Origin of the sequence: Nonomuraea harbinensis, assembly GCF_019396385.1 — a bacterium.
GTDB classification, from domain to species: Bacteria; Actinomycetota; Actinomycetes; order Streptosporangiales; family Streptosporangiaceae; genus Nonomuraea; species Nonomuraea ferruginea.
This window is the reverse complement of record NZ_JAHKRN010000007.1, coordinates 1-21901: the sequence shown is the minus strand read 5'-3', so window position 1 is coordinate 21901 and position 21901 is coordinate 1. Positions and strand designations below refer to the sequence as shown.

At 71.0% G+C, this 21901-nt stretch carries 21 protein-coding genes and 3 pseudogenes; 16 read left to right on the top strand and 8 right to left on the bottom strand.

Features of this window, described 5'->3' with window-relative positions; all coding sequences use genetic code 11:
* Positions 1 to 370 precede the first annotated feature (370 nt).
* Together KME79_RS09535 and KME79_RS09530 are read left to right on the top strand one after the other, a co-directional pair.
* On the top strand, positions 371 to 622 hold the full coding sequence (locus tag KME79_RS09535) for a hypothetical protein (RefSeq protein WP_219544122.1): 252 nt from the start codon (positions 371 to 373) through the stop codon (positions 620 to 622).
* Between the two features lie 75 nt (positions 623 to 697).
* Complete coding sequence (locus KME79_RS09530; protein ID WP_219544121.1) at positions 698 to 1330, top strand: MOSC domain-containing protein; 633 nt, start codon at positions 698 to 700, stop codon at positions 1328 to 1330.
* A 59-nt stretch (positions 1331 to 1389) separates the two neighbouring features.
* On the opposite strand, the gene KME79_RS09525 is transcribed toward KME79_RS09530, so the two are convergent.
* On the bottom strand, positions 1390 to 2640 hold the full coding sequence (locus KME79_RS09525) for a glycoside hydrolase family 18 protein (RefSeq protein ID WP_219544120.1): 1251 nt from the start codon (positions 2638 to 2640) through the stop codon (positions 1390 to 1392).
* 99 nt (positions 2641 to 2739) lie between these two features.
* On the opposite strand from KME79_RS09525, the gene hemW reads away from it, so the two are divergent.
* Entirely contained in the window at positions 2740 to 3960 is a 1221-nt protein-coding gene (gene hemW, locus KME79_RS09520) for a radical SAM family heme chaperone HemW (RefSeq protein ID WP_219544119.1), read from the top strand.
* Here hemW and KME79_RS46870 read toward each other — a convergent pair.
* The 3 genes from KME79_RS46870 to KME79_RS09505 are packed head-to-tail and all read right to left on the bottom strand — an operon-like array spanning position 3953 to position 5984.
* On the bottom strand, positions 3953 to 4600 hold the full coding sequence (locus tag KME79_RS46870) for a DUF4870 domain-containing protein (protein WP_219544118.1): 648 nt from the start codon (positions 4598 to 4600) through the stop codon (positions 3953 to 3955). The genes hemW and KME79_RS46870 overlap by 8 nt on opposite strands.
* Positions 4597 to 5406 (bottom strand): DUF3097 domain-containing protein, encoded by an 810-nt coding sequence (locus tag KME79_RS09510; protein ID WP_219544117.1) that lies wholly within the window; start codon positions 5404 to 5406, stop codon positions 4597 to 4599. Before KME79_RS09510 ends, KME79_RS46870 begins: the two co-directional genes overlap by 4 nt.
* 17 nt (positions 5407 to 5423) lie before the next feature.
* Positions 5424 to 5984 carry a hypothetical protein gene (locus tag KME79_RS09505; RefSeq protein WP_261808756.1) on the bottom strand — a complete coding sequence of 187 codons (561 nt, stop codon included), beginning with the start codon at positions 5982 to 5984 and terminating at the stop codon, positions 5424 to 5426.
* A 446-nt stretch (positions 5985 to 6430) separates the two neighbouring features.
* Here KME79_RS09505 and hrcA point away from each other — a divergent pair, with 446 nt between their 5' ends.
* Positions 6431 to 7450 (top strand): heat-inducible transcriptional repressor HrcA, encoded by a 1020-nt coding sequence (gene hrcA, locus KME79_RS09500; protein WP_148033491.1) that lies wholly within the window; start codon positions 6431 to 6433, stop codon positions 7448 to 7450.
* A gap of 11 nt (positions 7451 to 7461) precedes the next feature.
* Positions 7462 to 8604 carry a molecular chaperone DnaJ gene (gene dnaJ, locus KME79_RS09495; RefSeq protein WP_219544116.1) on the top strand — a complete coding sequence of 381 codons (1143 nt, stop codon included), beginning with the start codon at positions 7462 to 7464 and terminating at the stop codon, positions 8602 to 8604.
* Between the two features lie 27 nt (positions 8605 to 8631).
* On the opposite strand, the gene KME79_RS09490 is transcribed toward dnaJ, so the two are convergent.
* Positions 8632 to 11370, bottom strand: a complete 2739-nt coding sequence (locus tag KME79_RS09490) for a sensor histidine kinase (RefSeq protein WP_219544115.1) — start codon at positions 11368 to 11370, stop codon at positions 8632 to 8634.
* Positions 11371 to 11537: 167 nt separating this feature from the next.
* Between KME79_RS09490 and KME79_RS09485 the strand changes: the two genes are divergently transcribed.
* The gene (locus KME79_RS09485) at positions 11538 to 12263 is read left to right on the top strand and encodes a 16S rRNA (uracil(1498)-N(3))-methyltransferase (protein ID WP_219544114.1); all 726 of its coding nucleotides are present in this window, start codon (positions 11538 to 11540) and stop codon (positions 12261 to 12263) included.
* A gap of 61 nt (positions 12264 to 12324) precedes the next feature.
* On the opposite strand, the gene KME79_RS09480 is transcribed toward KME79_RS09485, so the two are convergent.
* Together KME79_RS09480 and KME79_RS09475 are read right to left on the bottom strand one after the other, a co-directional pair.
* The gene (locus tag KME79_RS09480; protein ID WP_219544113.1) at positions 12325 to 12966 is read right to left on the bottom strand and encodes a hypothetical protein; all 642 of its coding nucleotides are present in this window, start codon (positions 12964 to 12966) and stop codon (positions 12325 to 12327) included.
* Positions 12963 to 13475 carry a SigE family RNA polymerase sigma factor gene (locus tag KME79_RS09475; RefSeq protein ID WP_148034834.1) on the bottom strand — a complete coding sequence of 171 codons (513 nt, stop codon included), beginning with the start codon at positions 13473 to 13475 and terminating at the stop codon, positions 12963 to 12965. Before KME79_RS09475 ends, KME79_RS09480 begins: the two co-directional genes overlap by 4 nt.
* Before the next feature lie 302 nt (positions 13476 to 13777).
* Between KME79_RS09475 and KME79_RS09470 the strand changes: the two genes are divergently transcribed.
* The 10 genes and pseudogenes from KME79_RS09470 to era all read left to right on the top strand — a co-directional run bounded on the left by KME79_RS09470 (position 13778) and on the right by era (position 20753).
* Positions 13778 to 14122, top strand: coding sequence for a histidine triad nucleotide-binding protein (locus tag KME79_RS09470; protein ID WP_148033486.1), 345 nt, complete (start codon positions 13778 to 13780; stop codon positions 14120 to 14122).
* Between the two features lie 174 nt (positions 14123 to 14296).
* Positions 14297 to 14926 (top strand): annotated as a pseudogene (locus KME79_RS44645) (PhoH family protein); the annotation flags it as partial.
* A pseudogene (locus KME79_RS46865) lies at positions 14909 to 15685 on the top strand (PhoH family protein); the annotation flags it as partial. The pseudogenes KME79_RS44645 and KME79_RS46865, both read left to right, overlap by 18 nt.
* A gap of 312 nt (positions 15686 to 15997) precedes the next feature.
* Positions 15998 to 16321 (top strand): annotated as a pseudogene (locus KME79_RS44635) (PhoH family protein); the annotation flags it as partial.
* Positions 16318 to 16794 (top strand): rRNA maturation RNase YbeY, encoded by a 477-nt coding sequence (gene ybeY / locus KME79_RS09460; protein WP_148033485.1) that lies wholly within the window; start codon positions 16318 to 16320, stop codon positions 16792 to 16794. The pseudogene KME79_RS44635 and the gene ybeY, both read left to right, overlap by 4 nt.
* The gene (locus KME79_RS09455) at positions 16791 to 18086 is read left to right on the top strand and encodes a hemolysin family protein (protein ID WP_219544112.1); all 1296 of its coding nucleotides are present in this window, start codon (positions 16791 to 16793) and stop codon (positions 18084 to 18086) included. The genes ybeY and KME79_RS09455 overlap by 4 nt, the downstream gene beginning before the upstream one ends.
* 391 nt (positions 18087 to 18477) lie before the next feature.
* Positions 18478 to 19017 carry a hypothetical protein gene (locus tag KME79_RS09450; protein ID WP_148033483.1) on the top strand — a complete coding sequence of 180 codons (540 nt, stop codon included), beginning with the start codon at positions 18478 to 18480 and terminating at the stop codon, positions 19015 to 19017.
* A gap of 10 nt (positions 19018 to 19027) precedes the next feature.
* A complete protein-coding gene (locus KME79_RS09445) occupies positions 19028 to 19348 on the top strand; it encodes a cytidine deaminase-like protein (RefSeq protein ID WP_148033482.1) in 321 nt (106 codons plus the stop codon).
* Positions 19349 to 19350: 2 nt separating this feature from the next.
* Positions 19351 to 19827, top strand: a complete 477-nt coding sequence (locus KME79_RS09440) for an NUDIX domain-containing protein (protein WP_219544111.1) — start codon at positions 19351 to 19353, stop codon at positions 19825 to 19827.
* A 17-nt stretch (positions 19828 to 19844) separates the two neighbouring features.
* Positions 19845 to 20753, top strand: coding sequence for a GTPase Era (gene era / locus KME79_RS09435; protein ID WP_308248850.1), 909 nt, complete (start codon positions 19845 to 19847; stop codon positions 20751 to 20753).
* Here era and KME79_RS09430 read toward each other — a convergent pair.
* A partial coding sequence (locus KME79_RS09430) for an FAD-binding protein (RefSeq protein ID WP_219544110.1) occupies positions 20744 to 21901 on the bottom strand: 1158 nt, incomplete at its 5' end. The genes era and KME79_RS09430 overlap by 10 nt on opposite strands.

The window sequence follows — 21901 nt, the reverse complement described above, 5'->3', positions numbered from 1 at the left end:
GTGGTCGGTGTGACCGGCATGGTCGCGATGGCCAGGCTGGTCGCGGTGGTCGTTGTGGCCGGGCTGGTCGCGGGTGGCGGGGCTGGTCGCGGTGGTCGTTGTGGCCGATGTGGCCGCTGGAGGCGCGGTCGTCGGCGTGGTACTACCCGCTTGGTCAACCCCCGTGCCGCCGCACGCGGCGAGCGCCAGTGCCGAGGCCGCGGCCCAGCTTCTTCTCCTGCCCCTGAGACGATCACCTTCGGCGCGCGGTTCAGAAGTGACCCGCTTCTCGGGCATCCGCCGGGAGGCCGGGGTTTTGTCGGTGGGTCCCGTTAGCTTGGGCATCCGAACACCTGTGCGACTGGAGGGTGAGATGATGGCTGCTGAGCGTATGGAGCGTGCCGCTGTGCTGGGGGTCGCCGTGGCCGAGGAGACGCGGCGGTTGCTGCGGGCCCACATGAGGCCGGCGGTGCTGGGCGATGACGGCAAGGTCGTGGTCGACGTGCCCTATCCCGACGCCGCCGTGGTGACGGCGCTGCTCGACGTGGCGGCCGAGTGCTTCGGGGAGCGGGGCGCGTCCGTGGAGGAGGCGCGCCAGGCCGCTCTGGAGACCTTGTTAGACCTCGCCGACGACCGGGCCTGACGTGGCGGAGATGGTCACCTGTCTGGCCTGGTACTTCATCGCTCAAGGCAAGGAGGCTCCGATACCGTCCCCCGTATGCGTGTTATATCGGTAAATATCGGGCAAGCTGTCGACGCTGACTGGGCCGGGAAGCTGAAGCGCACGGCCATCGACAAGCGGCCGGTGACCCACCGCGTGGCGGTCCTGGCCAACGGCCTGGCCGGTGACGAGCGTGCCGACAAACCCAGCCACGGATCCCCCGGCCAGGCCGTCTACGCCTACGCCAGGGAAGACTACGACTGGTGGGAGCGGGAGCTGGGCCGCGAGCTGCGTGACGGCCGGTTCGGCGAGAACCTCACGATCTCGGGGCTGGACGTCAACGGCGCGCTGATCGGGGAGCGCTGGCGGATCGGCAGCACGCTCCTGGAGGTGGCCGCCCCCCGCGTGCCGTGCGTGGTCTTCCGCAACTGGCTGGACGAGCCCCGCTGGGTCAAGCGCTTCACCGAGGCCGCCCGGCCCGGCGCGTACCTCAGGGTGCTGGAGCTGGGCGAGCTGGGCGTGGGCGACGAGGTGGAGGTGGTCCACCGGCCGGCGGCGAGCGTGACCGTGGCCGAGTCCTTCCTGGCCTACCACGGCGACGAGGAGCTCCTGCGCCGCATCCTGAAGGTCCCCGGATATGACGAGCGATGGGACCGGGTGGCCGAGCGCGTCCTGGGCGTGCCCTCGTAGCTTCGGGGGCCACCCGCGTGGGCGCGAGCGCGCCCACGCGGGGGATCAACGCGGGGAGGTCACCTCAGGACCTTGTGCAGCGCCGTGGTGAGTGAGGCGCGGGAGTCGTCCTGGTCGATGGACCACAGCATGGCGCCGCCCAGCCCCTTGAGCCGGATGTACGCGGCCTTCTGCAGCATCACCGCCGGGTCGTCGTACGACCAGAACTCGTTGCCGTCGTACATCCAGAGCGTGCCCGTGAGCAGGTCGCGGTGGCGCTTGCCCGGCTTGGTCACGAGGTCCTTGTAGTCCTCGACGCCGGCGGCCCACTTGCCGGGGGCGGGGCCGGTGGCCGCCTTGTAGAGGCCCTTACCGCCGCCGGTGACGCCGGTCCAGCCCTGCCCGTACGCGGGGACGCCGATCACGAGCTTCCGGGCCGGGGCGCCGCGCCGCAGGTAGTCACGGACGGTCTGGTCGACGCTGTAGCGGACCTCGTTCGGGTCGCGGCGGTCGGTGAACAGGTTGGCCTGGTGGCCCGTCCGGAGCTCCCAGTTGCCGCGCAGGTCGTAGCCCTGGACGGTGGCGAAGTCGAGCAGGTCGAACACCCGCCGCACCTCGAACCCGGCGTCGATCTTCGCGGCGGCGGCGGGGAGGAAGGCGCTCAGCTCGGCGTCCCGGGAGTACGCGTCGAGCTGGGCGCGCAGTTCCTCCAGGAACAGGGTGAAGTTCCGCCTGTCCTCCGGCCTGATGACGTTGCCCTCGGCGCCGGACGAGCCCGGCCACTCCCAGTCGAGGTCGATGCCGTCGAACACGCCCGCGCCCGCGCCGGGCTCCAGGCCGGGCAGGTTGCCACGCAGCCACAGGTCGATGCAGGAAGCGGCCAGCCTGGCGCGCGACTCGGGAGTGAGCACGGCGTCGGAGAAGTGCTTCGAGCCGGTCCAGCCGCCCAGCGAGATGAGCGCCTTCAGCCGGGGGTGCTTGGCCTTGAGCTTGCGGAGCTGGTTGAGGTTGCCGTTCAGGGCCTGGCCGGGCGCGTCGGCGACGCCGTCCACGCTCTGCTCGGCCGGCACCGGCCGCTGCCAGTCGGCCCACGGGTCGGGGGAGTAGCAGTCGCCCGCGGCGTCGACGAAGCCGAAGGCGTAGTTGACGTGGGTGAGCTTGGCGGCGGCGCCGCTGGTGTCGACGTCCTTGACGTGGTAGTCGCGCCCGTAGACGCCCCACTGGACGAAGTACGCGACCCGCTTGAAACGGTCGCCCCCGGCCTCGGCGGGCAGCGCGGTCACGGTCAGGGACAGTAAGACGGAGAGGGCGATGAGGATGCTCTTCTTCACGGGGTGCGCCTCCTGACTTATAGGAAACTTTCCTATAAGTTGTCCCGGATCGTAGATCTCCTGGATCGGGCAGTCAATGGGACCGGGCAGACTGGAGACGTGCCTTCCATGCTGCCTGACGGAGATCCCGCGCCCGCCTCCGGCGAGCTGCCCGAGAGCGCGCTGCGCGGCCTCGGCGAGCGGTCGTTCGGCTTCTACGTGCACGTCCCGTTCTGCGTGACGCGCTGCGGCTACTGCGACTTCAACACCTACACCGCCGCCGAGCTCGGCCCCGGCGCCTCACACGGCGACTACGCCGACACCGCGATAGCGGAGGTACGGCTCGCGCGGCGGGTGCTCGGCGAGGCCCGGCTGCCGGTCGAGACGGTGTTCTTCGGCGGCGGCACCCCGACCCTGCTTCCCGCCCGCGACCTGGGCCGGATCCTCGCGGCCATCGACGCCGAGTTCGGCCTGGCGCCCGGCGCCGAGGTGACGACCGAGGCCAACCCCGAGTCCGTCGACCCGCGCTACCTCGAAGAGCTGCGCGAGCGCGGCTTCACCCGGGTCAGCTTCGGGATGCAGAGCGCCCGCGAGCACGTCCTGCGGGTGCTCGACCGGCAACACACCCCAGGCAGGGCCGGCCAGGCCGTGCTGGAGGCCAGGAAGGCCGGGTTCGAGCACGTCAACCTCGACCTGATCTACAGCACTCCCGGCGAGACCGACGACGACTGGCGCGCCTCCCTGGCCGCCGCCGTCGAGGCCGGGCCCGACCACGTCTCGGCCTACTCCCTCATCGTCGAGGACGGCACCCGTCTCGCCGCCCGGATCCGGCGCGGCGAGCTGCCGATGCCCGACGACGACGTGGCCGCCGACCGCTACCTCATCGCCGACCAGATGCTGGGCGAGGCCGGGCTCCGCTGGTACGAGGTGTCCAACTGGGCCACCGGCGACGCCGCCCGCTGCCGCCACAACCTGCTCTATTGGACCGGCGGCGACTGGTGGGCCGTCGGCCCCGGCGCCCACAGCCACGTCGGCGGCACCCGGTGGTGGAACGTCAAGCATCCGGCCCCGTACGCCCAGCGCCTGGCCGCCGGCCACTCGCCCGCGCACGCCCGCGAGGAACTCACCGCCGAGGACCGCGAGACCGAGCGGCTCATGCTGGAGCTGCGGCTCGACTCCGGCTACCCGCTGGCCGACGTGGCGCCCGGCGCGCGCCCGAAGGTCGCCGCGGCGCTGGCCGGCGGGCTGCTGGAGCCGGAGGCGTTCAAGGCCGGGCGCATGGTGCTCACCCTGCGCGGCCGGCTGCTGGCGGACGCGCTGGTCCGCGACCTGCTCACGTGATGAGGCGGATGTTGATCGGGTAGCGGTAGTTCTGGCCCCGCTGCGCCGCGATGGCGGCCTGGATCTGGAAGATCAGCGCGATGATCCAGACGATCGGCAGCAGCAGGAGGCCGATCAGGATGATCGAGAAGAGGGCGGCGACGATGAAGCCGATGAACATGGTGATCTGGAAGTTCAGCGCCTCCGCCGACTGGTCCCTGACGTACGGGGACTCGTCCTTCTTCATCAGGTAGACGATCAGCGGGCCGACCCAGGAGACCAGCAGGCCCAGCAGGTGGGAGACCATGGCCATGGTGGTGTCGTCGGTGCCCGGGCGCGGGCCGTACCTGCCGGGGACGTGCGGTGGCTGCCGGTGGGGGGCGGCGTACCCGTACGGGGGCGGCTGGTGACCGTACGGCGGCTGTGGCTGCTGCCCGTAGCCGTAACCAGGTTGCTGTCCGTACCCGGGTTGCTGTCCGTAGCTGTGGCCGGGTTGCTGTCCGTACCCGTACCCGTAGCCGGGCTCGGAACCGGGCTGCTGGCCGTACCTGTACCCCGGCTCGGAACCGGGTTGCGGGCCGTAGCCCTGCGGAGGGCTGTCGGTGGGGATGCGGCGGGTCGCGTCCTCGTCGGACGGCGGTGGGTGCGGATCCTGGCTCACGATGCCTCCGTAACGAAGTCGATCAGTTCCTCGACCCGGCCGAGCAGCTCCGGTTCCAGGTCGGCGTAGGTCGAGACGGCGCCCAGAATGCGCCGCCACGCGTCGGCCGGCTCCATCCGCCAGCCCAGGGCGGCGATCACGCCCTCCTTCCACGGAACCCCGCGCGGCACCTCGGGCCAGGCCCGGATGCCCAGCGCGGACGGCTTGACCGCCTGCCAGATGTCGACGTACGGGTGGCCCACCACGAGGACGTGCGGCGAGGTCACCTGGGCCGCGATGCGGCTCTCCTTGGAGCCCGGCACCAGGTGGTCGACCAGCACTCCCAGCCTGCGCCCCGGCTCGGGGCCGAACTCGCCGACGATCGCGGGCAGGTCGTCGACGCCTTCCAGGTACTCCACGACCACGCCCTCGACCCGCAGGTCGTGACCCCAGATCTTCTCCACCAGCGCCGCGTCGTGCACGCCTTCGACGTAGATGCGGCTCTCCCTCGCGACCCTGGCCCGCAGCCCCTCGACCGCGATCGAGCCTGAGGCGCTGCGCCTGTGACCCTGGGGCGCGGCGGCCTGCGGCCGCACCAGCGTCACGACCCGCCCTTCCAGCAGGAAAGCGGCGGGCGCCAGCGGGAACAGCCGCCGCTTGCCGAAGCGGTCCTCCAGCGTCACCGCCTCCTTGTCGCAGGCCACCACCGCGCCGCAGAAGCCGCTGTCGGCGTCCTCCACGACCAGGTCCGGTTCGGCGGCCACTTGGGGGATCTTCCCTTTGCCGGGACGCCGCCAGTTTCCCGCTAGAACATCGCCGTCGTACACACGGGGACCGTAGCAAATCACCCGGCCGTCGCGAGGCGCTTGCGATGGCCGCTCCGCCGCATCAGGACGACCACCGTCACGATGATCGCGCCGAGCACGCCCACGCCGGGGATGAGCAGCAGCGCCGCCAGTCCTCCCACGATGCCGCCGGCCGCCGAGAGCGCGTCCCTGCCCACGCCGAACAGCACGTCACCCTGTTCCTGGATGACGCAGGTGAGCTGGTACTCGCCCGCGGCGGGCGCGTTGACCAGCAGGATCTGCTCCCACGTCCGGCTGCCGGCCGTGACCGTCTGCGAGCCCGGCGCGTTGACGAGCCGCGCCTGGCCGGGCCCGCCGGAGATCTCGCAGCGGTAGTTCACCCGGGCGTCGGTGGAGACGTAGACGGACGGTCGGTCGTCGGGGTCGAGCGAGACCGTGACCGTCTCGCCGGCGGCGAACGTCGTGGACGGGGCGATGTCCTCGACGGTGTTCACGATGCCGGTGACGAACAGGACCACGCCCGCCACGACGCACGCGACGGCCACGCCCCACGCGACCGCGATCCACCGCAGCCGCGGGCGGAGCTCCTTCGGGTCCACCTGGCGTCCGTAGGGTGCTCCCGGCGGCCCGTACTGCGGCCCGCCGAACTGCGGCTGCTGCCCGTACCCGTAGCCGGGCTGCTGCTGACCGTACGGACTCCCGCCGTACGGCCCGGGGCCCGCTTGGGGCGGGGGCCCGTAGGGGCCGGGGGGTTGAGATCCGTACGGGTTCGGGCCGGAATGTGGGGGTGGCGGCGCGTACGGGGAAGGTTCACCCTGGGGATAAGGCTGACCAAAAGGAGGATCCTGCCCTGAAGGCGGATCAACAGGCCGCTGGGGTGGATTGTCGTTCATGTCGGCAATTGTGATGCTTGTCGTTCACGCGTGCCAGCAGCGGGGACAACGGTGTTATCGCACCCTGTGAGCGAGACCCGTACACTTGGCACTCGGGAACACAGAGTGCTAGGTCTGGCGTTTCCCTGAAAGCGGCGGTAGGAGGTGCGCACGTGCTCGACGATCGGAAGCTCGCGGTGCTACGCGCCATTGTCGAAGACTACGTTTCGACCAACGAACCGGTGGGCTCCAAGGCGCTCGCCGAGCGTCACAATCTGAAGGTGTCGCCGGCGACCGTGAGAAACGACATGGCGGCGCTGGAGGAGCAGGGTTACATCGCCCAGCCCCACACCAGCGCCGGGCGCGTGCCGACGGACAAGGGCTATCGCCTGTTCGTCGACAGGCTCTCCCAGGTCAAGCCCCTGTCGGGGGCCGAGCGCCGGGCCATCGAGACGTTCCTGGCGGGAGCGGTCGACCTCGACGACGTAGTGATGCGCACGGTGCGGCTGCTCGCGCAGCTCACCCGTCAGGTCGCCGTCGTGCAGTACCCGACGCTCAACCGCTCGACCGTGCGCCACGTCGAGCTGGTGCCGCTCCACGACCGCCGCGTCATGCTGGTGCTGATCACCAACATGGGCCGCGTCGAGCAGCGCATGGTCGAGCTGCCCGAGGTGGTGGAGGAGCACCGCATCGCCCACATGCGCGGGGTGCTCAACGACTGCCTCGACGGCTGCGGCCTGAGCAGCGTGCCCGAGCTGGTCTCGGATTTGCCCGAGCGGCTGCCGGTCGACGAGCGGCCGGCGATGGCCACGATCCTGTCCGTCCTGCTGGAGACGCTCGTCGAACGGCACGACGAGAAGATCGTGTTCGCCGGGGCGGCCAACCTCGCCGGCGCCGACCTCAGCGTCGGCCTGCGCGAGGTGCTCGAAGCGCTGGAAGAGCAGGTGGTGCTCATGCGCCTGCTCGGCGAGACTTCCTCAGACACACCTTCCGCCCTCACCGTGCGCATCGGATCGGAGAACGCCTACACCGGACTGCGGGGCACGTCCATCGTCGCGACGGGATACGGTCAAGGCGACAACCAACTGGCCCGGCTCGGCGTTCTGGGCCCCACCAGGATGGACTACCCCGTGACGATGGGCGCCGTGCGCGCGGTGGCACGCTACGTCAGCCAGATTCTGGCTGCATCTTAAGAGGTCGATAAGTGGCAAACAGCGACTATTACGCCGCCCTCGGGGTGCGCCGTGACGCCAGTCAGGACGAGATCAAGAAGGCCTACCGCCGGCTGGCCCGCGAGCTGCACCCCGACGTGAACCCTGACCCCGCCACGCAGGAGCGGTTCAAGGAGATCACGCAGGCCTACGAGGTGCTCTCCGATCCGAACAAGCGCCAGATGTACGACCTGGGCGGCGACCCGTTCGGCGGCGCCGGGGCGGGTGCGCCGGGCGGCGGCTTCGGCGCCGGCTTCCCGTTCAGCGACATCATGGACGCGTTCTTCGGCACCGCCACGGGCGGCGCCCGCGGCCCGCGCTCGCGCGCCCGCCGCGGCCGCAACGCGACGATCCGGGTCGAGCTCGACCTGCGCGAGACCGCGTTCGGCACCACCCGGGAGCTCCAGGTCGACACGGCCGTGCTGTGCGAGGTGTGCCAGGGCGTCGGCGCGGCGCCCGGCACCCACCCCGACACCTGCGACATGTGCAACGGCCGCGGCGAGATCTCCCAGGTCACCCGGTCCTTCCTCGGGCAGGTCATGACCACGCGGCCGTGCCCGCAGTGCGGCGGCTTCGGCAGCATCATCCGCCACCCGTGCCAGGAGTGCTCGGGCGACGGCCGGGTCCGCACCCGCCGCACGATCAAGGTCCGCATCCCCGCGGGCGTCGAGGACGGCACCCACATCCAGCTCGCCGGCGAGGGCGAGATCGGCCCCGGCGGCGGCCCGCCCGGCGACCTCTTCCTGGAGATCGTCGAGCGCTCCCACGAGATCTTCGAGCGGCGCGGCGACGACCTCCACTGCACCGTCCAGATCCCGATGACGGCCGCCGCGCTCGGCACCGTGCTCACCGTCGAGACCCTCGACGGCGCCGAGGAGATCGACGTCCGCCCCGGCACGCAGTCGGGTCAGGTCATCACCATGTACAGCCGCGGCGTGCAGCGCCTCAACGAGACCGGCCGCGGCGACCTGCTCATCCACGTGAACGTGGAGACCCCGTCCCGCCTCGACCCCCCGCAGGAGGAGCTGCTGCGCGAGCTGGCCAAGCTGCGCGGCGAGGAGCGGCCGCCGGGCAAGTTCGCGCCCGGCCAGCAGGGTTTCTTCTCCCGTCTCCGCGACGCCTTCAACGGCCGCTGACGACGGGACGCGGCGGCGGGCGGCCGGTCACCGGGACCCGTTGACCGCCTCCGCGGGCTGCACGGCCAGGAGCTCCTCCGGGAGGGTCACCTGTGCCGTGACGCCGCGGCCGGGCGACGGGTGCAGCGACACCCGCACGCCCAGCCGCTCGGCCAGCCTGCCCACCACGTGGTGGCCCAGGCAGCGGGTCGGCGCCACCAGGAAGCTCTGCTCGCCCCGCAGCCTGGCGTTGGCCGCGGCCAACTCCCCGGCCGTCATGCCCATGCCGTAGTCGGAGATCGTGACGCGGCACTCACCCTCGGCGGCCCGTGACACCACGTCCACCTCCGACTCGGGCGGCGAGTAGCCCAGCGCGTTCTCCATCAGCTCGGCCAGCATGTGCGCCACCTCCGCCACCACCGGACCCCGCACGTGCGCCCGGCCCACCACCCGCAGCGCCACCCGGTGGTGCTCCTCGACCTCGGCCAGCACCGACCGGAGCACCTCGTCCACCGGCACCGGTTCCGACGAGCGCCGCTGCCCCCGCGTGCCGGTCAGGACCAGCAGGCTCTCGGCGTTCCTGCGCAGACGGCTGGTCACACGGTCCAGCTCGCACAGCCTGGCCAGCACGGCGGGGTCCGACTCGTCGCGCTGCAGCACGCTGATGAACGTCAGCTGCCGGTGCACCAGATCCCGGTGCCGCGTCCCCAGCTCGCCCAGCGACGCGGCCGCGTCCCGCCGGATCGCCGCCCGCCCGGCCGCGATCCGCACCGCCGCCTCATGCATGTCACCCAGCGCCCCTGCCAGCCGCGCGAACTCCCCAGCGGTTCCCCCGTTCCGGATCGCCCCGCCGACCTTGTCCGAGCCCTCCCCACCGGAGGAGGCGCCCCCGAAGCCCAAAACGGTCCCCTGCGCGGGCTCCTCACCGAGGCGGAACCTGCTCTCGTACGGAGGCTCGCCTCCCTGGAGGTGCTTGTCGCGGGATGTGCTTTCGTACGGTGGCGCGACCTCCAGAGGGTGCTGGTCCCGGGTTGTGTTCTCGTGCGTGGGCTCGACCCTGAGGGGGTGCTTGCTGGAAAGTGAGTGGGCTCTGTCGCTGAGTGGTTGTTTGACCCGGAATGGGAGGCCTGGGACTTCGCGCGAGTGGTCCGTGCGCGCGTCCGAGGTCGGGCGGCTCGCCGGCTGGCCTGGAGTCCCGGCTCTGCGGGTTTCTCTCCCGTACGAGGCATTTCCGGCGCCTGGAAGGCGTGCGGACGGCAGAGGGAAAGAGGCATCGTAGGCGCGCCACAGGTGGGCGGGGCGAGTCCCCGGGGCGTGGCGGCCGGACGGTGGCGTGCCGGGGACGGCGAGGCGGGGCGTGTCCGCTGCCTCCAGGGTGGCGATGTGGCGTGCCAGGGCGGTGGCCTCGCCGGTGAGCCTGCGGAGGGGACGCGTGATCGAGCGTGCCATGAGCGCCCCCAGCGCCCCCATGACCAGCAGGAACGCGGCACCCAGACCGGCCAGCCAGGTCAGGTGCCGGGTGCGGCGTTCGCGGGCCGCCGTCGCCAGGACATGTGCTTCGCGTCCGGCCGCGTGCTGCACGACGCGCAGGGCGTCGGCGTAGGCGCCGCTGGCCGCGAGCCAGGTACGCGTGCGGACCGTCAGAGGCGTGCCGGGCGAGGCGGCGAGGGCCCGGCGTTCCAGCCGCGCCGTCCTGGCCGCCGGAGCGCCCCGCTGCGTCCGCTCCAGCGCGGCCACGCCTTCAGGGCCGGCGGTTCGCCGGTACCGGTCCAGGGCGTCCGTCATGGAGGCGCGGGCCTCCAGGAAGGTGATGTACTCGCCCTGGGTGAACGCGCCCGTCGCGAAGGCCGCCGTGACCACCGCCCGCTGCTGTGCGGCCGCCTCCTTGGCCCGGCTGATGGCCTCCAGCGCCTGCAACCGTCTCAGCAGCGACGGGTCTGACCGGCCGACCTCCGTGCCGAACGACCCGTCCGTCAACTCCATGATCATATCGGTGAACGCCTCGAAGACGTCCTGCCGCACCTTCGGTCCCCTGTCCACCGGCGCCCTCCGACCAACGGACGCACCGATCTCGGCACCGACGCCTTCGGTCTCGCCGGTCAAACCCTGGGTGGAAGTCACGCCGGCGACCTCCGCCCCTTCGGTACCGGCCACGGCGTCCTGAGTAGGGGTCACGGCGGGGTCTGAGGCACCTTCGGCGGTCCTGTCGAGGGTGGGGTTCGCGGCGCCATCAGCGGTCATGTCCCAGGTGGGCGGCGCGACGCCATCAGTGGTTGTGGCCAGGGTGGCGGCTCCTGGGGGTACGAGCGCGCCGTAAGGGCCCACCAGGGGTGCGGTCGGTGCGGGAGTCGCCTGCCGGGTGCGGAAAAGGGGGCCGCCGGGGGTGGCGGGGGCGTCGGGGGACAGGGCGAGGGCCGGGGTGCCGGTGCGGGGGCGGTCGAGGGTGGGGAGGCGGGCGAGCGCGTCGCCTACTGGTCCGTACGCGGTGGGAGGGGCGGTGGCGAGCAGGTGGGAGAGGGCCGAACGGGCGTGGTCGGTGGCGTGGCGGGCGGGGGCGAGATCGGGCCTGACGCGCGGCTCGCCGGCGAGCAGCGCCGCGAGGAGGGCACGTTCACGCTGGAGCGCGTGGACGAGATCCTGGACGGCGAGCACCAGTGTCACGTGCCGGGCCGTGGCGTCGGCGTCGGCGCGGGCGTGCAGGCGGGCCGCCGCCTCCGCGGCCATCCCGGTGATCAGCAGGAGTGTGGGCACGGCCAGCACGAGCACGAGACGCGTCCTGACGCGCATCGGCCGCGACACGTGCTCTCGGACACCGCCCGGTTCTGGCGCGCGTCGGCGAGCGGGAGAGACGGCCATCGACCCCCTCGTAGAGTGATCTCAGGAAGGCTGCACGGGACACGATATTGCGCAGGGTGTTCGTGTGGCTGCGTAACGTGGAGAATCCGAGGTGGCTGGTGACGGTTCCGGTGTTCCTGACGGGCGAGCTCGACGGCCCCGAGCTGGTGCTCGGCGGCCCCGAAGGGCGTCACGCGGCCACCGTCAGGCGGTTGCGGCCCGGGGAGCGGGTGGATCTCACCGACGGGGCGGGGTCGGTGGCCGAATGCGTGGTGCGCGAGGTGCTCAAGGACTCGCTGCGGGTGGAGGTCCAGGGCAGGTACGAGGTCGCGCCGCCCAGGCCGAGACTGGTCGTCGTGCAAGGGCTGCCGAAGGGTGACAGGGGCGAGCTGGCGGTCGAGATGATGACCGAGGCCGGTGTTGACGTGATCGTTCCCTGGCAGGCGTCGCGGAGCATCACCCAGTGGAAGGGCGACAAGGTGGCCAAGGCGCTGCAGCGCTGGCGGTCGACGGCCCGCGAGGCGGGCAAGCAGGCCCGGCGCTTCCATCTGCCCGAGGTGACCGAGCCGGTCTCGACAGCCGGGGCGGTGAAGCTGCTGGCCGGGGCGGCGCTGGGGCTGGTGCTGCACGAGGAGGCCGCGGCGCCGCTGTCGCGGGTGGCGCTCCCGGACGACGGTGACATCGTCGTCGTGGTCGGGCCCGAGGGCGGGGTGTCGGAGCCTGAACTGGCGGAGTTCCTGGCGGCGAGGGCCACGCCGGTGCTGCTGGGGCCGACGGTGCTGCGCACCTCGACCGCGGGGGTGGCCGCCGCGGCGGTCCTGCTCACCCGTACGGGACGCTGGTGACACCCGGGAGGGCCGGTGACGCGGGCAGGTGGGGGAGTGCGCGGCGGTCAGGGAAGGGGAGTCACGACGTGTTCGCGCTGATCAGAGGGCTGGGCATGTCCGAGATGGTCGGCACCGGGTCCAGCGTCGAGCACTCCTCGTCCGGGCACGGCGTCGGCGTGGGCGACACCTCCGGCTCGGACGGCGAAGGCGTCGGCGGATCGTCGGCCTCAGGGCAGTCGGCCGGCTGCTCCGCCTGGTCGGCCGTGGACGGGCAGGGGGTCGGCGTGAGGGTGGGCGTCGGCTTGGCGGTCGAGCGGGCCGTCTCCGACGGGCGGGGCTCCTGCTTCTGCGACGGCTCGGACGACGTGGGCGGCGGCACGACCAGAGGCTCGCTCTCCCGTACCGTCGACTTGGGCGAGGCGGGCCGGCTGGTCGAGGACTTCGCCGGCGGGGTGGCGCTGGAAGTGGTGCGCACCTCGAGGTAGGGCGCCTCGACGACGCGCTGGCGCAGGTCGGGCACCACCATCACGATCGCGCCCGCCACCAGCACCGCGCTCGCCGCGGCCGCCCCGGCCCGCCACCAGAAGAGGTTGCGCGCGCCGCGCCGCTCGATCTTCGTACGGATGACGTCGAGCCCGTCCGGCGAGGGCACGACCGCGTCCGCCTCCGCACGGAGGGCACGGCGCAGGACCTCGCCGTACTCGTCGGGGGGCTGGGTCATGACATCTTCTCCAGGACGGAACGCAGGGCGGCCATGCCACGTGCCGTGTGGCTCTTCACCGCCCCCTTGCTGATGCCCATGGCGTGGGCGATCTCGGCTTCGGACAGATCACCGTAGTAACGAAGGACCAGTGCCTCCCTCTGGCGAGACGGTAGCGCCCGCAACGCCTCGATGACCGCGGACCGTTCGAACTCGCCGATGGCGCCGTGCTCCGCGCTCGGCGCGTCGGGCAGGCCCTTGGGGGCGTACTTCTCCACGACCGCCCGATGGCGCAGCACGGACCGGGACCGGTTGACGACGGACTGCCGTAGGTAGGCGAGCGCCTTGTCGGGGTCACGCAACCTGCGCCAGGCGCCGTGGATGGCGACGAACGCATCCTGCACGACTTCCTCCGCGGTTGCCATGTCGCGCACCAGCAACACGGCGAGACGAACTAATGACCGAAAATGCGCACTGTAAAGCGCGGTCACGGCCATGTCGGCGTCCCACCCGACCGGCACCGCCCCCATGGATCTGTCGACCAGGAGGGTTTCGGTGGTCACATCAGTGGGACGCGCGGCCTTCCCTGACGGTTTACGTTCTTCCGGTTCCTTTGGGGGCATGACCCAGTTGTGTCCTCGCCAGGTGGTCTCGCCCGAGGCTGAATCGTTCGCTGCGATGGTGCACTGACACCCTAACCGCGGGGATCTTCGGGTGCCACGACGGATCCGGTCACCGATTCGCAACGCTGATCAGCGTACATGCCGAGCAGCAGGTCAGGGTCGTCGAGGCTTACGGACAGGAGAGCCACCCCTATCGGTAAGGTGATCGGATGACAGACTGCCTGTTCTGCAAGATCGTGGCCAAGGAGATCCCGGCCGAGATCGTCTACGAGAACGACGGGGCGCTCGCGTTCCGCGACATCAACCCGCAGGCCCCCACCCACGTCCTCGTCATCCCCAAGGAGCACCACGCAGACGCCGCCGCGCTGGCCCGCGCCGACCAGGGGCTGGCCGACGAGGTGCTCAAGGCCGCGCACGCGGTCGCCGTCCAGGAAGGCGTGGCCGACGAGGGCTACCGGGTCGTGTTCAACACCGGACCCGGCGCCGGGCAGACCGTCTTCCACGTGCACGCGCACGTTCTGGGCGGCCGCAACCTGACATGGCCGCCCGGCTGATATTGCCGCGAGGAAACGTTCCGCCCCCGGATACGATGGGTGAAGAAGATAAGCCCTCGAGACCGGGAGGCATCAGGCCACGCTGGCCTGCCCATGTCCGAACTACACGAATCCCGACGCACGGCACCTCCAACGCGCACACAAGCCAAGGTGCTGATTCCGGACGAGTACCCCATGGTCAGCCTCCTGGGCTCCCGCGACGAGCTGCTACGCGTCATCGAGGGCGCCTTCAAGGCCGACATCCACGTCCGCGGCAATGAGATCACCGTCACCGGCAGCCCCGACGAGAGCGGCACTGTCGTCCGGCTCTTCGAGGAGCTGGTCGAAGTGCTGCGCAGCGGCGGCGACCTCACACCCGACGCCGTCGAGCGGAGCATCGCCATGCTCCGGATGACCTCCGAGCGCCCGGCCGAAGTGCTGTCGCTCGACATCCTGTCCTCGCGCGGGCGCACCATCCGCCCCAAGACGGCCAACCAGAAGCGCTACGTCGACGCCATCGACAAGCACACGGTCGTGTTCGGCATCGGCCCCGCCGGCACCGGCAAGACCTACCTGGCGATGGCCAAGGCGGTCCGGGCGCTCCAGGAGAAGCGGGTCAACCGCATCATCCTCACCCGCCCGGCGGTCGAGGCCGGCGAACGGCTCGGCTTCCTGCCCGGCACGCTGTACGAGAAGATCGACCCCTACCTCCGGCCGCTGTACGACGCGCTGCACGACATGGTCGACCCCGACTCGATCCCCAAGCTGATGGCGGCGGGCACGATCGAGGTGGCGCCCCTCGCATACATGAGGGGGAGGGCAATGCCGCTCGGCACCGGGGTGCTGACGCCGGACGGATTCCGCTCGATCGGCGAGTTGGAGGTCGGTGACCTGGTCATCGGGTCGAACGGCGAGCCGACTCCCGTGCTGGGTGTGTATCCACAGGGTGAGAAGAAGATCTACCGGCTCTTCAGCCAGGATGGTTCCTCCGTGCTCGCCTCGGAAGACCACCTGTGGGCAGTCCGTACCCGCGACGACGGCAACCGTGGGAAGCCGTGGCGGGTGCTGCGGACCAAGGACATGATCGGCGACCTGCGGACGGCTGACTACCGCAAGTGGGAGCTGCCGCTGCTGAGCGCTCCGGTCCGCTTCCCGGAGCAGCCGGTCCCGATGGATCCGTACGCGCTGGGTCTGCTCATAGGCGACGGAAGCATCACCGGTTCGACCACCCCGAGTTTCGCGACCAAGGACCTGGAACTCGTGGACTCTCTGGAGAAGGTCATCCCGGGGGTGAAGGTGAGATGGCGGGGCGGCCCCGACTACGTCCTCAACCGCGCACGGCAGGCTGGGGACAGCCGCACGATCACGAATCCGATCACATCCGCGGTCCGCGCATCGGGGCTGGCCGGATGTAACTCGGCCACGAAGTTCGTGCCTGACGTCTACCTGTACAACACTCCGGAGGTCAGGCTCGCGATTCTGCAGGGCCTGCTCGATTCGGACGGCGGACCGGTGACGCAGGACGGGCGGAGTGCCAGGATTCAGTACACGACCGTCTCGGCTCGCCTGCGTGACAATGTGGTCTTCTTGGTGCAGTCGCTGGGCGGTGTCGCCTATTCGAACGAACGTGCTGCGAGAGGGCGTAAGCCAGGGCTGGCGAATGGGCGGCCGGTGCGTCATCGTCATGACGCGTACGTCCTCGACATCCGGCTTCCGGAAGGTGTGGAGCCTTTCCGGCTGTCCCGGAAGGCGGAGATCTATCGTTCCTCCGGGGGCGGCAGGCCGATGCGTTTCGTGGACCGCATCGAGCCGCGTGGCACGGCGGAGTGCGTGTGCATCCAGGTGGCGGCCGAGGACTCCCTCTACGTCACCGAGGATTTCCTGCTGACGCACAACACCCTCAACGACGCGTTCATCATTCTCGACGAGGCGCAGAACTCGTCGGCCGAGCAGATGAAGATGTTCCTGACGAGGCTCGGGTTCAACAGCAAGATCGTGGTGACCGGTGACGTGACGCAGGTTGACCTGCCGGCGGGCACGGTGAGCGGTCTGCGGGTGGTGCAGGAGATCCTCGACGGCATCGACGACATCCACTTCTCGCAGCTGACGAGCGCCGACGTGGTGCGTCACAAGCTGGTGAGCGAGATCGTCGACGCCTACGGCCGCTATGACGCCCTGCGTGCTCCCGAACCGATTCAGCAGCGGGGTAAGCGGCGATGAGCATCGAGATCAACAACGAGTCCGGGGTGGGCGTCGACGAGGAGTCGCTCGTCGCGCTGTCCACCCACGTGCTGTCCGAGATGGGCATCAACCCGCTGGCCGAGCTGTCGCTCGTGGTCGTCGACGAGAATGTGATGGCCGAGCTGCACGAGAAGTGGATGGGCGAGCCCGGCCCGACGGACGTGCTCGCCTTCCCGATGGACGAGCTGCGGCCCGGCGGCGGCGCCAGGGGCGAGTCCGAGGGGCCGGCCGATCCGGCGCTGCTGGGTGACGTGGTGCTGTGCCCCCAGGTGGCGGCGCGGCAGGCGGAGGAGGCCGGGCACAGCGCTCAGGACGAGATCGAGTTGCTCTGCACCCATGGCATCCTGCATCTGCTCGGTTACGATCATGCGGAGCCTGAGGAGCACAAGGAGATGTTCGGTCTTCAGGCGCGGTTGCTCGAAGGGTGGCGGGAGGTGCGCAGCTCGCGGTGAACGCCTGGTTGCCGTTGGCCATCGTCCTCGTTGTGGTCGGTGGCCTGATCGCCAGCACGGAGACGGCGCTGACGCGGATCTCGCGGGTCCGCGCCGAGGAGGCCGTGCGCGACGGCAGGCGTGGCGCTCAGCGGCTGCACGCCATCGTCACGGACGCGCCGCGCTATCTGAACCTGCTGCTCCTGCTGCGGCTGAGCTGTGAGCTGGTCGCGACGGTGATCGCGACGTTGCTGTTCATCGATCTGATGGACGATCAGGGCTGGGCCTACTTCTCCGCGGCCGCGGTGATGATCCTGGTGAGCTACGTGATCGTGGGCGTGATGCCGCGCACGCTGGGCCGTCAGCACGCCGAGCCCATCGCGCTCGCGGGGGCGCCGATCGTGTACGGGCTGACGAAGATCTTCGGGCCGCTGCCGAAGCTGCTCATCCTGCTGGGCAACGCGCTGACGCCGGGCAAGGGGTTCCGCGACGGTCCGTTCACCTCGGAGGCCGAGCTGCGTGATCTGGTCGACCTGGCCGAGGAGCGCCGGGTGATCGAGCCCGACGAGCGGGAGATGATCCACTCGGTCTTCGAGCTGGGCGACACGCTGGTGCGTGAGGTGATGGTGCCGCGTACCGACATGGTCTACATCGAGCGGGGCAAGACGCTCAGGCAGGCGTTGTCGCTGGCGTTGCGGAGCGGTTTCTCGCGGGTCCCGGTGGTGGGCGAGAACGAGGACGACGTGATCGGCATCGCCTATCTCAAGGACATCACCCGCCGGGTGCACGAGTCGGGCGGCGACGGCGAGAAGGAGACGGTCGAGTCGATCATGCGGCCGGCGACGTACGTGCCGGAGAGCAAGCCGATCGACCAGTTGCTGCGTGAGATGCAGGCGAGGCAGACGCATCTGGCCATCGTGATCGACGAGTACGGCGGCACCGCGGGTCTGGTCACGATCGAGGACGTGCTGGAGGAGATCGTCGGGGAGATCACCGACGAGTACGACCAGGAGGCGCCGCGGGTGGAGCCGATGCCCGACGGCGGGGTGCGGGTGACGGCGCGGATGCCGGTCGACGAGCTGGGTGAGCTGTTCGACGCCGAGATCGAGGTCGACGACGTGGAGACGGTCGGCGGCCTGCTCGCGCACGCGCTGGGGCGGGTGCCGATCGCGGGGTCGAGGGCTGAGGTGGCGGGGCTTGAGCTGACCGCGGAGAGCCTGGCCGGCCGGCGCAACCGGATCAGCACGGTGGTGGTGCGGCGGGTCCGGGCCGATCAGGACGACGCGGTGCCGGCCGCGGCCGAGCAGGAGTGACCTCTGCCCGGTTCGCGGCAAGCGGTCGTCAAGCGGGTTGCAAGCGGGGTCCGCGAGTCTGTTTCCCGGCACCCTGTGCGGTGGGTGCCGGAGGGGGAAGCGCCCGGCCGCAGGGGGGTTCATGCGGCAGGGCGCTCCTGGGGGGACGACAACGTTCTGGCCAGCTAGCCGGTCGGACGTTGTTCGGCGTAAAGGGTGCTCTCGTCCGGATAACCGGGCGAGGGCACCCTTTTAGCGTTTGATCGTTTATTGGTAACTCCGGTGGATTGCCGTTTTCGCTGCTCGGGGAGGCTGGGCACCGGGGGGAATCATGAAACGCGGAACCCGGATCATCGTCTGTGGGCTCCTGGCCGGCGCTCTTGCGGCCTGCGGAGGCACAGAGGGGCTCGACGTGCGCGCGCTTGCCCACATGAAGGAGATCCTCAGCAAGGAGCCACGGCTGCCCGACGGTTTCTCACCGCGCTCGGAGCAGGCGTGGCGGGCGCCGTTCACGCCGGCCGACCGCAACTGCCGGGCCGTGCTCGACGCGGCCGGTGGCCGGGCGCCGGAGCGGGGGCTGACCGCGCAGGCCGCGGCCAGCTACCAGGGCGACGAGCTGGGCGAGCAGGTCGGGGTGGGGCTGGCCAGGTACGCCGGTGCGGCCGACGAGCACATGGCCGCGCTGGCGGGGTCGCTGAGGGCGTGCCGGGAGGTGCGTGCCAAAGGCGGCACCCACCTGACCGCCACGCTGGTGCCGGTGGCGGACGTGGGGGACGAGGCGGTGTCGGGCGAGCTGCGCGGCCGGCTGAACGGCTACCCGTACGCGCTGGACGTGGTGCTGGCCCGTTCGGGGGACATGCTGGTCTCGCTGGTGCACACGAGCATGGCCGAGGTGGAGCCGCAGCGCACCCGCCAGCTCCTCGACGCCGTGATGCGGATGGCCAGCCCCTAACCTTGTCCTCGTGACACTCGATCCTGAAGACAGCAAGATCATTACTTTGGCGCGGGCCTCGCGGGCCCGCAACGGCTCCGCCGAGGGCGCGGCCGTGCGCGACGAGACCGGCCGCACGTACGCGGCCACCGACGTGACGCTGGCGGCGCTGCGGCTGTCCGCCGTGCAGGTGGCGGTGGCGACGGCGGTCTCGAGCGGCGCCCGCTCGCTGGAGGCGGTGGCGCTGGTCACCGGCGGCGACGGGCCGTCCGACGACGACCGGGCCGTGGCGGCGGAGCTGGGCGTGACGGCCATCCTGGTGGCCGGCCCCGACGGCGCGCTGCGGGGCTGAGCATGCCGATGTCGCCCTACCTCGCGAAGGTGCGCGCCAAGCTGGGGCCCGACCTGCTGATGATGCCGTCGGTCTGCGGCTGCGTGTTCGACGACGAGGGCCGGCTGCTGCTGGCCCTCCATGGCGACGGAGGACTGTGGGCGGCGCCCGGCGGCGCCGTGGACCCCGACGAACGCCCGCAGGAGGCCGTGCGTCGCGAGCTGCGCGAGGAGCTCGGGATCGACGTGCGGGTGCGCGGCCTGATCGGCGTCTACGGCGGGCCGGAGTTCCGGGTGCGCTACCCGAACGGCCACGAGTGCGCTTACATGATCGCGGTGTACGGGTGCGCGCTCGTGTCGGGCACCCCCACCCCCGACGACGACGAGATCAGGGAAGCCAGATGGGTCCGGGAGGACGAGCTGGCCGGGCTGCCGACGACGTCGTGGACGCCGCTGGTGATGCCCGAGGTGTTCGCCTGGTGGCGCGCGCAGGCCTCCTGATGGGCGAGAATCACTATGTGACCTCGCCAGACAGCCATCGCGCCGGATTCGCCTGCTTCGTGGGGAGGCCGAACGTCGGCAAGTCCACGCTCATGAACGCCCTGGTCGGCACGAAGGTGGCGATCACCTCGTCGAAGCCGCAGACGACCAGGCGGGTGATCAGGGGCATCGTACACCGCCCCGACGCGCAGCTCGTCATCGTCGACACGCCGGGGCTCCACCGCCCGCGCACCCTCCTCGGCGAGCGGCTCGACAGCCTGGTCCTGTCGACGCTGACCGAGGTCGACGTGATCGGGTTCTGCGTGCCGGCCAACGAGCCGATCGGCAAGGGCGACCGGTTCATCGCGGGCAAGCTCGCGGCGGTCAAGAAGACGCCGGTGATCGCCGTGGTCACCAAGTGCGACCTGGCGAGCAAGGAGCAGATCGCCAAGCAGCTGGTGGCGGTGTCGGAGATCGAGGAGTTCGCCGACGTGGTGCCGGTGTCGGCGCAGTCGGGCGAGCAGCTCGACGTGCTGGCCGACGTGCTGGTGCGCCACCTGCCCGAGTCGCCGCCGCTGTACGAGGACGGCCGGTTGACCGACGAGCCGGAGCAGGTGCTGGTCGGCGAGCTGATCCGGGAGGCGGCGCTGGAGGGCGTGCGCGACGAGCTGCCCCACTCGATCGCGGTCGTCGTCGACGAGATGCTGCCCAGGGCCGACCGCGACGACCTGCTCGACATCTACGCCCACATGTTCGTCGAGCGGCCGTCGCAGAAGGCCATCGTCATCGGCCGCAAGGGCGAGCGGCTGCGTGAGGTCGGCACCAACGCCCGCAAGCAGATCGAGGCGCTGCTCGGCACCCGCGTCTACCTCGATCTGCGCATCAGCGTGGCCAAGGACTGGCAGCGCGACCCCAAGCAGCTGCGCAGGCTCGGCTTCTACGACTGAGCCAGGCGGCGGCCGAGCAGCCGGCCGAAGGTGATCGCTGGGGTGACGAGCATGCCGGAGCAGAAGCTCTGCCCGCAGGTGGCGGCGGCGCCGATGACCTCGCCGATGGCGTAGAGGCCGGTGATGGGCTCGCCGTCGGCCCGGCGCACCCTGAAGCCGTCGTCGATGTCCAGCCCGGCGAACGTCACCAGCGAGATGGCGTGGTTGCGGATCGCGTAGAAGGGCGCCTCGGCCAGCGGCAGCGGCAGGTGGACGCGGCCGAAGTCGGGGTCGGACCCGGCGGCCACCGCCTCGTTGTAGCGGGCCGCGGTGGCGACCAGCCCTTCGGCGTCGATGCCGGTCTGTGCGGCCAGCTCCTCCAGCGTGGCGGCGCGGTGCACGCCCTCGCGCACGCCGGCCTGGGCGTGCAGGTCCTCGGGCGTCCAGCCGACCACGAGCGGGCGGCCCGACCGGGTCGACTCCAGCATCGCGTCGTCGAACACGGTCCAGAACGTCATGTCCGGGATGCGGGTGAGCGCGCGTTCCTTGGTGTCGATGGACGGCTCGTCCTCGGCCACCCAGCGGCGCCCGGTCCTGTCGACGTAGATCTCGACGGGCGGGCGCTCGGCGGCGACGAGCAGCTGCCGGTCGGACCAGTTGGCCTTGCCCGGGGTGGTGGGGTGCGGCAGGCCGCCGAAGCTCGGCAGGAACGAGCCGGTGCCCTGGATGCCGGCGTCGAGCTCCCTGGCCAGCAGGATGCCGTCTCCGGTGGAGGTCGGATGGGCGGCCGACACCAGCGGCGCGCCCTCCAGCTCCAGGAACAGCTCGGGCTCCGCGGCGAACCCGCCGGTGGCCAGCACGACGTGGCGGGCGCTCACCCGTACGTCCTGGCCGTCGCGCAGGACGGTGACGCCGGTGACGCGGCCGTCGCCGCCCGTCAGCAGCTCGATCACGGGGGCGTTCTTCCACAGCTCCAGGCGGCCGGTGGCGGTGGCGTCGGCGAGCACCCGCTCGTACACCTCCAGGATCGACACCGCCTCGTCCACGCCGTAGTAGGTGCGCGCGGTCGTGTACGGCTCGTGCCCGTAGATGACGCGCGGCGTCTCCGGCGCGAAGCGGAAGCCGAGACCGTCGAGCCAGTCGACGGTCTCGGCGGCGTTCTCCACCCC

What these genes read in the sequence shown, in the direction of transcription:
- KME79_RS09470 (WP_148033486.1), top strand. Translation starts at nt 13,778, where the DNA reads ATGACAGACTGCCTGTTCTGCAAGATCGTGGCCAAGGAGATCCCGGCC.
- KME79_RS09480 (WP_219544113.1), bottom strand. Translation starts at nt 12,966, where the DNA reads ATGACCCAGCCCCCCGACGAGTACGGCGAGGTCCTGCGCCGTGCCCTC.
- KME79_RS09440 (WP_219544111.1), top strand. Translation starts at nt 19,351, where the DNA reads ATGCCGATGTCGCCCTACCTCGCGAAGGTGCGCGCCAAGCTGGGGCCC.
- ybeY (WP_148033485.1), top strand. Translation starts at nt 16,318, where the DNA reads ATGAGCATCGAGATCAACAACGAGTCCGGGGTGGGCGTCGACGAGGAG.
- KME79_RS09490 (WP_219544115.1), bottom strand. Translation starts at nt 11,370, where the DNA reads ATGCGCGTCAGGACGCGTCTCGTGCTCGTGCTGGCCGTGCCCACACTC.
- KME79_RS09530 (WP_219544121.1), top strand. Translation starts at nt 698, where the DNA reads ATGCGTGTTATATCGGTAAATATCGGGCAAGCTGTCGACGCTGACTGG.
- KME79_RS09535 (WP_219544122.1), top strand. Translation starts at nt 371, where the DNA reads ATGGAGCGTGCCGCTGTGCTGGGGGTCGCCGTGGCCGAGGAGACGCGG.
- KME79_RS09475 (WP_148034834.1), bottom strand. Translation starts at nt 13,475, where the DNA reads ATGGGGGCGGTGCCGGTCGGGTGGGACGCCGACATGGCCGTGACCGCG.